A 1,542-nucleotide genomic window follows, 5' to 3' on the forward strand; every position below is an offset into this window, starting at 1 on the left:
GACTATTTGCCAAAACACCGATCGATGAGATATTAACGATTTGACCGGCTTGCTGCTCTATCATACCGGGCAAAAAGCCCAAAATGATTTTGACCGCGCCAAAGTAGTTGATGTCCATCGTACGCTCAAAGTCATGAAAACGATTGACAGATTCGTGAACCGAGCGGCGGATTGAGCGCCCAGCATTATTGACTAGCACATCGATACGATCAAAATCAGCTTTGATTTGTTCGCCCACCTTTTCGATATCATCCATGTCTGTCAAATCACAAGGATAGTAGCTGGCTTTACCGCCAAGCTCCTCGATATTTTCTTTGACCTTTTTTAGTTTTTCTTCAGTACGTGCCAGCATTATAACGTGCGCGCCGCATTCGCTTAGCAAATAAGCGGTACGCTCTCCGATACCACTTGATGCCCCCGTAATAATAATGTTTTTGCCTTTAACAGATTTAGAAATCGTTTTTTTCGAGGGGTTAGCCATAAGATGTCCTTTTTTTTGGTGGTTATCGATACATTAACATTCCATATTAATGCCTACATTTAAAATAGCAAAGATTACTTATCAAATCTGCCGTATATTTTGTCGCTTAACCATTGTTAGTTGATGGCTAAAATTTGTCAAGTTTATTGTTAGAACGCAGCGACAAAAGGAGCTATTGCTTTTATAAGAGGTATTTCAAAGCGTAAACAACTTTTGGTGATTTTTCATTTGTTGCATAAAAACAAGTATCGAATTAAAACAAGGTGTCACAATACTGCCGTGCTCATTTGATAAAATAAACATCTTTGTAAAGGTAGGAGAATGTTTTGATTGAGACCTTAGCGCACTATATCGATTTAATTGCCAAAATCGTTGAGGTGATTGGTGTTCTGATTATGTTTTTAGGACTATTTTACGCACTGTACCGAGGCATCAAGGTGACAGGCGGCTTTAATCATGATACTTATGTCGAAATCAGGCAGACGGTTGGCAAGTCTATCTTGCTAGGACTTGAGGTTTTGATTGCCGCTGATATTATGGCGACGGTAGTTACAGAACCGACCTTGCGCGGCGTATTGGTTTTAGGCCTTATTGTGCTGATTCGTACGTTTTTGAGCTTATCATTGCAAGTGGAGCTAGAGGGTCGCTTCCCTTGGCAAAAAGAAAAAGCGCCGCAGAGGACGCAGCGTGTGCATGAAAAAATCTATGACGAGAATCTAGAACCATAAGTAACTTGGAGTCATAAGCCAGTTAAAGTCATAAGCAACTTAAAATCATGACTCATATGCTATGATAAAAACATACTGCACAAACAATAGAGCAGGCACAGTGCTACAGGTATAGCGCTATTCGTGTGCTTGCAAGAAGCGCTCGACCACTTTAAATTGCCCAGCGGTACTCTCCTCATCATACATCGCTTGACGAAAGGCGTTGGAGTTTGGAATACCTGTAGTGTACCAAGCGATATGTTTGCGGGCAATACGGCAACCAGAGTACTCGCCATAAAACGCATATAGCTCTTGTAAATGCGTGAGTACAATATCTTTAATCTCACTCACACT

3 protein-coding genes are annotated in these 1,542 nt (G+C 41.1%); 1 reads left to right on the forward strand and 2 read right to left on the reverse strand.

The window, feature by feature from the left end:
- A partial coding sequence (locus tag ACTXGO_RS13545) for an SDR family NAD(P)-dependent oxidoreductase (RefSeq protein ID WP_443574891.1) occupies positions 1 to 481 on the reverse strand: 481 nt, incomplete at its 3' end.
- 326 nt (positions 482 to 807) lie between these two features.
- Between ACTXGO_RS13545 and ACTXGO_RS13550 the strand changes: the two genes are divergently transcribed.
- Positions 808 to 1,209, forward strand: a complete 402-nt coding sequence (locus ACTXGO_RS13550; RefSeq protein WP_317198991.1) for a DUF1622 domain-containing protein — start codon at positions 808 to 810, stop codon at positions 1,207 to 1,209.
- A gap of 117 nt (positions 1,210 to 1,326) precedes the next feature.
- On the opposite strand, the gene ACTXGO_RS13555 is transcribed toward ACTXGO_RS13550, so the two are convergent.
- The coding region (locus tag ACTXGO_RS13555; RefSeq protein WP_443574892.1) for a tRNA-dihydrouridine synthase at positions 1,327 to 1,542 on the reverse strand (216 nt) is incomplete at its 5' end.

The organism is Psychrobacter sp. T6-1 (assembly GCF_052258445.1).